6 protein-coding genes are annotated in these 6,718 nt (G+C 55.5%); all 6 read left to right on the top strand.

The annotated features are described in order from the left end of the window. Positions 1-242: 242 nt before the first annotated feature. Entirely contained in the window at positions 243-827 is a 585-nt protein-coding gene (locus L692_RS0107995; RefSeq protein WP_025698772.1) for a glycerol-3-phosphate responsive antiterminator, read from the top strand. Positions 828-972: 145 nt separating this feature from the next. After that, positions 973-2,334, top strand: coding sequence for an alkaline phosphatase family protein (locus tag L692_RS0107990; protein ID WP_025698770.1), 1,362 nt, complete (start codon positions 973-975; stop codon positions 2,332-2,334). After that, a complete protein-coding gene (locus L692_RS0107985) occupies positions 2,334-3,287 on the top strand; it encodes a carbohydrate ABC transporter permease (protein WP_084463119.1) in 954 nt (317 codons plus the stop codon). The genes L692_RS0107990 and L692_RS0107985 overlap by 1 nt, the downstream gene beginning before the upstream one ends. Before the next feature lie 29 nt (positions 3,288-3,316). Then, positions 3,317-4,144, top strand: coding sequence for a carbohydrate ABC transporter permease (locus L692_RS0107980; protein WP_025698766.1), 828 nt, complete (start codon positions 3,317-3,319; stop codon positions 4,142-4,144). 62 nt (positions 4,145-4,206) lie between these two features. After that, positions 4,207-5,514 (top strand): ABC transporter substrate-binding protein, encoded by a 1,308-nt coding sequence (locus L692_RS0107975; protein WP_025698764.1) that lies wholly within the window; start codon positions 4,207-4,209, stop codon positions 5,512-5,514. Positions 5,515-5,530: 16 nt separating this feature from the next. Continuing rightward, complete coding sequence (locus L692_RS0107970; protein ID WP_025698762.1) at positions 5,531-6,394, top strand: HAD-IIA family hydrolase; 864 nt, start codon at positions 5,531-5,533, stop codon at positions 6,392-6,394. The last annotated feature ends 324 nt before the right edge of the window (positions 6,395-6,718 follow it).

Here is a 6,718-nt window from a genome sequence, read left to right as displayed (position 1 = left end):
TCCGATTTCGTTGAAATTTTATCGCTTATCGCTTGTGGCAGAGCCGGCATGATTTCTGAAGTTTCAAGTATTTCGAGAACTGCAGTCTGGCCTGATTCTTATTTGGAAGTTTCAAGCGCTTGAAGGAGCAGAGCGGTGGGCGGGAATGAGCGGTTTACAAACTTCGACACTCCATTTTATAGTCATCGAATAATTGGCCGTTAGTATGAAGTAGAAGTCAGGAATGAAAGGAACAATTCCCGATGTCCTTGCTTTATCAGATTGGAAACCATCCCATTATTGCAGCGGTGCGCAAGCCCGAAGATATCGAGGCTGCACTAGGCAGTCGGGTGGACAACCTGTTCTTCATGGGCTGCAATGTCAAAGAAATCATTCAAGCGGTGCGGCTGACGAAGGAATGCAAGAAAGGGGCTTTTGTCCATCTGGATCTGATTCGCGGACTTTCGAGCACCGATAAGGAAAGCGTCGATTTCATCTCCGATTACGTGGGCGCCGACGGAATTGTGACGCCGAAGAGCCATTTGATCAAGGAAGCGAAGAGAGCGGGACTATATGGCATTCTGCATTTGTTCGTCATTGATTCAGCGGCTCTCCAGAACGGCCTTCGTGCGGCCGGAAATGTAGAGCCAGACGCAATCGAGCTTATGCCGGGGACCATTCCCAAGATTATCCGTTCCTTTGCCGATACGCTGGAGCATATTCCGATTGTCGCAAGCGGTCTGATTCAGACGAAGGCGGAGGCTGCTGAAAGCTTGCAGGCTGGTGCGACCGCGCTGTCCGTCAGCGATTCGGCGCTCTGGAACTGTTCATTTGACGATCTGCAGTAACCCGGTTCATTCGCATAATTTCATAGCATGTCTGTTAGAGTGAGGGACGAGAGAAAGCTCTAAGACAATGAACGAGGGACTTCATCCCCTGGTTTATTGCCTTTCGCTTTCTCTTTTTTGCATTTCAGAATTTAGGAGGTAGTATATGGAATCTGCTAATCGTCCGAAGCCGGATAAATATGTGCTCATCATCAGCATCGACGGCATGGCCAACTATTATTTGCAGGACCCGAACGTCCGCATGCCTCATTTGAGGGCGCTTATCCGCAGCGGCGTCTGCGCCGAAGGGATGGAAAGCGTCTTTCCGACAGCGACCTGGGCCATCCATTCCAGCCTGGTGACCGGGAATTATCCGCGCAAGCACGGCGTTCTGGGCAATTGGGTCGTCGACCGGCCGAGCCGCCGGGTAGGCGAGCACTTCGGCGACCGCATGTGGGACAAGCGAGATGTGCTGCGGGGGGAGACCTGGTACGACGCCGCCAAGCGCATGGGCTGGACGACCGCTTCAATCTGCTGGCCGGTTACGCGGGGCGCGGACACGCTGGATTACAACATTCCCGAGTTTTACGAGCAGGAGCTGTTCGAGTCGCACTCCACCCGTTCTCTCTGGGATGAGCTGAAGGCGGCAGGGCTTCCGGTAGAGCTTTACGGTGAATGGAGCCGGGACCATGCCCGCGGTCCAATGCAGGACTGGCTTACAACCGAAATCGCCAAATACCTTATCGACCGGCACAGTCCCAATCTCCTACAGCTTCACTACTTGCTGCCGGACAGCTGCCAGCATGATTATGGCGTCCGTTCCCGGGAAGCATACTGGTCGCTCGAATTTGTGGATGAGCGGATCGGCGAGGTGCTGAAGGCTTTGAAGCAAAAAGGCATTTTGGACAAGACGGATGTATTTGTTGTATCGGACCATGGCTTTGTCAATACAACCAGGACGTTCTATCCGAACGTGCTGTTAAAGCATAAAGGGTGGCTTGCCCCCAATTTGGATGATGAGCATGAATTTAGCGGCAGCAGGGTCGTTGCCGTATCCAACGGCGGCTCGGGATATGTCTATGTTCTTGAGGACGATGCCGAAGCGAAGGAGCTGCTGCTGGACGAAGTGCGCCGCGCTTTGGCCGAAAGCGAGGGAGTCGGACGGTTGTTCGAGCGGGAAGACTTTCCTTCACTGGGTCTGCCGGGCGCCGGAGAGCTGGACGGCCACTGCCCGGACCTCGCCTTTGAGGCCGAGCCGGACTGCTTCGTTCACTTCGACTATAGCGGTGAGGAGGTTATAGCGAGCTTCACCAAGTTCAAAGGGATGCATGGCTATCTCCCGCAGCGGGAGGAGCTGAAAGCCGTGTTCGTCGCGGCAGGTCCGTCCATTCGGCCCGGAACGAGCCTTCCGGAAATCCGTATCGTCGATGTCGCCCCGACCATTGCCCGTCTTCTCGGAACGGAACTTGAAGATACGGACGGCCGCGAGCTGGAGACGATTTGGAAAGAGGAGGTGCGGCTGTGGTGATGTTGAACCGGTGGAACGGAAAGCAGGGCGAGGCGGCGTCCGCTCCGGGCGCGCGGGGGAAAGCCGGAGCCCGCAGACGCGGCAGGCTGCACAAATTGTGGCTTCCGTTGGCCTTTTTACTCCCGGCCCTTGGCCTGTATGCCGTGTTTTTCGTGTATCCGTTCCTGTTCTCGCTGAGCCTGAGCTTTCAGCAATGGAATTTGATCAGCCCGGACAAGGAATTTGTCGGACTGGCGAATTACGTCCACCTGCTGCATGACGACGTGTTCTGGATTTCGCTGCGCAACTCGGCCCTCTATATGCTGATGACCGTTCCGCTGGCCGTGGGAATCGGTCTGGCCATGGCGCTGCTGGTGGAAAGCTTGTGGAAGGGCAAACGGCTGTACCGGCTGGTGTTCTTTCTTCCGGTCGTCTCTTCGATCGGTGTTATCAGCATCGTGTGGGGACTGATGTACAATCCGCAGGACGGTGCCGTCAATAAGCTGCTGGCTTCATTCGGCATCCAGGGGCCGAACTGGATCAACGACCCGGCGATGGCGCTTTGGGCGCTGGCTATCGTCGGGATCTGGAAGGGCTTTGGCTATAACATGGTGCTCTATATTTCCGGGCTCAAATCGATTGACCGCAGTCTTTATGAGGCGGCGTCCATAGACGGCGCGGGGCGGGGAGCCCGGCTCCGTCATGTGACAGTGCCGCTGCTGTCGCCGGTGACCTTTTTTATTCTCGTGATGAGCATTATCTCTTCGTTTCAGGTGTTCGCGACCATCCAGATCATCACCCGCGGCGGTCCGAATAACTCGACCAATGTACTGGTGTATCAGATTTATCAGGAGGCCTTTCAATTCTTTAATATCGGGACGGCGGCGGCTTCGTCGACTCTCCTGCTGCTTATTGTCGGAACCCTTACGGTCGTGCAGCTCAGGCTGTCGAACAGGATGGTCCATTACCAGTAAACCGTGTTTACGGAAAGGAAGTATTTGGCATGCAGCGTACGCTTCGTTTGATGGAAGAAGGGGGCAAGCATCTCCTGCTGATCACCGTCGCTTTTTTTATTCTGATTCCGATTTTATGGATGCTGGCCACGTCGGTCAAAGCGCCGCAGGAGGTATTCTCCGGTCATCTGTTCTGGGCGGAGCATTTTAGCCTTGACGGTTATCTCCGGGTGTTTCGGGATATTCCGTTCACCTTATGGGCGTGGAACAGCTCGGTTATAGCCGGGGCGCAGACGCTGGGTCAGCTTGTTGTCGGCCTGGCAGCAGCCTTCGCTTTCGCGCATTACCGCTTTCCCGGCCGCGACGCTCTGTTCTTCTTTGTGCTGATGACGATGATGATTCCCCCGCAGGTAACGATGGTTCCGGTCTACATGATCGTGAATGAGCTGCACCTGCTGAATACGTTTGGCGGCGTCATTGTCCCCCATCTGGCCAGCGGATATGCGATTTTTCTGCTCCGGCAGACGTTCATGACGATTCCCCGCGAACTGGGAGAAGCCTCTGTCATCGATGGCTGCAGCGCTATCGGCACGATGTGGCATGTGTACCTGCGTTTATCGGGGACCGTGATGAGCGCCTTGGCGGTGATTCTCTTCGTCGGCAACTGGAATGATTACCATTGGCCGCTGCTTGTCCTGGCCGAGAAGAGCCTGCAGACGCTTCCGGTCGCTTTCGTGCAATTCCGCGAGGAGGAGTCTCTGGAGTGGGTGCCAACGATGGCGGTAGCCACGCTGTCCATGCTGCCGATTCTCGCCCTGTATCTTGCGGCGCAAAAGCAATTCATCGAGGGATTCATGAACAGTGGTCTAAAAGGCTGAACGGCCACTTTGCCATCCGGTTGATTTTGCAACACCACATATAATAGGGAGGGAAATAACACATGAAAAAACAAATGAACGTTATCCTGCTCGCTGTCATCCTGCTGCTGACGACTATGCTGTCGGCCTGCGGCCAAGACGGACAGGGGGAAGCGGCGGCGGATACGGGGGGCCAGAACGGTACGGCATCCGGCGAGGTTGTGGAAATCGAATTTCTGCACCAGCATTCCGGCGATATTATCGACAGGCTTGTGGAAAAGTACAATCAATCACAGGATAAAGTGAGAGTGAAACCGACGTTCGTGCAGGGCTCTTACGAAGGCGTGATTGAGAAAATCCAGACGCAGGCGGCGTCCGGAAAGTTCCCTGACGTATTTACGAACGGATTTGTGTATAACCGCTTCGCCATCGATACGCTGCCGGTTGTGCCGGCCTATACCTTCATCGACAAGGAAAAGACCGATCTGTCGGACTTCTTTCCTTCGATGCTGAATCTGGGCAAAGGCGATGACGGACAACAGTATATGATGCCTTTTGCCGTCAGCACTCCGCTCCTGTACTACAACGCCGATCATTTCAAGGAAGCCGGGCTGGACCCGAACCAGCCGCCCGCAACGTGGGAGGAAGTGCGCGATGCCGCCAAGAAGCTGACGAAAGACGGACGCTATGGCATATTTTTCGACTACCAGATTACCGGGAACTGGCTGTATCAGGCGATGACGGAAACGGCGGGCGGGCAGATGATGTCCAAGGATCTGAAATCGGTCGGATTTGATTCGGATGCCGGACGCAAGGCGCTGCAGTATTGGGTGGATCTCGTGAATCAGGATAAGTCGATGCCGAATCTGGACAGCAAGCAGGCTTCCCAAAGCTTCCAATCCGGCGGGGTTTCCATGTATGTGACGACAACGGCGGCGCTTACGGGATTCCGCAAACAGTCCGCGTTCGATCTGCGCACGGCGCTCTTCCCTTCTGTGGACGGCAACCGCACCGTACCGGCGGGCGGCAACAACCTGGTCATTCTCGCCAAGGACCCGAAGAAGCAGGAAGCCGCCTGGGATTTCGTGAAGTATGCGACTTCGCCGGAAGCGACAACGATGATTGCGCAGGAGATCGGCTATATGGTTACCCGCAAAAGCGCTTTGGATGACCCTAAAATGATGGGAGACTTCCTGAAAGAAGTGCCGGCGGCGAAGGTGACGTATAATCAGGTCGATAACATGGTGCCTTGGTACAACTTCCCGGGAACTTCCGGATCGAAGGTATACAAAATTGTTCAGGATAACATTCAGGCGGCGCTCCTGCAGCAAAAATCCGTCGATCAAGCGGTCAAGGACGCGGCAAACGAAGCCAACGCCTTGCTGAAATAGAGCGGAGGTACGGATATTGAATCACGGCTTTCTTACCCGCGCGCAAGTGTACTTCTTTGATCTTGACGGCTGTGTCTATCACGGAGACCAGTTATCCCCGGGGACTGTCCCTCTCCTTCGGCAGTTGCGGCGGCTTGGCATCGACTATGCGTTCCTGACGAACAACTCCAGGCTGAGCGCGGCCGAAATTGGCGCAAGGCTTGCCGCCATGGGTCTGGAGGCCGCCCCCGAATGTATTCTTCCGGTAACCGATATTGCCGGAAGCTTCATCCGGGACAAGTACGGAACCGTCACCGTGAAGACAATCGGAAGCGAGAGTCTGGAGCGCGGAATTTCGGCGGCGGGGCACCGGATAGTGAGCTGGGATGAAGGGAAGGCCGACATTGTCGTCGTTGGCCGGGATACGGCCTTTCATTACGACAAGCTGCAGCAGATCTCGTCGGACATCGGCTCCGGTTCGCGGCTCGTCGCGACCAACCCGGATATTTATCACCCGGGCGCGCAGGGGATCAAAGTTCCGGAGACCGGGGCGCTGCTGGCTGCCATCGAGGCCATGACAGGCGTGGCGGCGGAGTGTATCGGCAAGCCCGAGCCCTACATGTTCCAGTACGGCATGAAGCTGTACGATGCGTCCCCGGAGAACTGTGTGATGGTCGGAGACAACCCGGATACCGACATTCTGGGCAGTGCGCGCGCCGGCCTTAGATCCGTATGGATTACCAACGGCGCTTCAGCTGAGCCTCCCAGCCGGCAGCGGGAACCGGGCCGGGTCCCGCCCTGTCCGGCGGATATCGTACTGAGCAATATGGCGGAGCTTTGCCGTCTTGTCGGCGGCTCTCATGGGAACCGGGATATCCCGGCCAGGGAGCTAGAGGCGTAATTAAATCCCGCCAGAAACAAGAAAGACACCAGGTTCGGTGTCTTTTTTGTAATAGTTTATAAGGTTTACGCTCCCGGATGCTCAATCAGCAATTGGGCGGTCTCGCGGGGATGCTGAGCCGGAGAAGAATGGTTTGCAGCCGACTTTGGCGCGGCTGTCCTGTTCATGTTGGAGCCTGTTATTTTCCGCTGGGTTTGTATATTGGTTCGCTAATAAAAAATATTGTTGCCCTTTCAATCAATTCATGATATATTAATTTTCGTTGCTGCATTACTTTTGTGTTCATACGCGGTCGTGGCGGAATTGGCAGACGCGCACGGTTCA

This window comes from Paenibacillus forsythiae T98 (assembly GCF_000520735.1).
Taxonomy (GTDB): Bacteria; Bacillota; Bacilli; order Paenibacillales; family Paenibacillaceae; genus Paenibacillus_AQ; species Paenibacillus_AQ forsythiae.
This window is presented reverse-complemented; position numbering and strand designations above follow the sequence as displayed.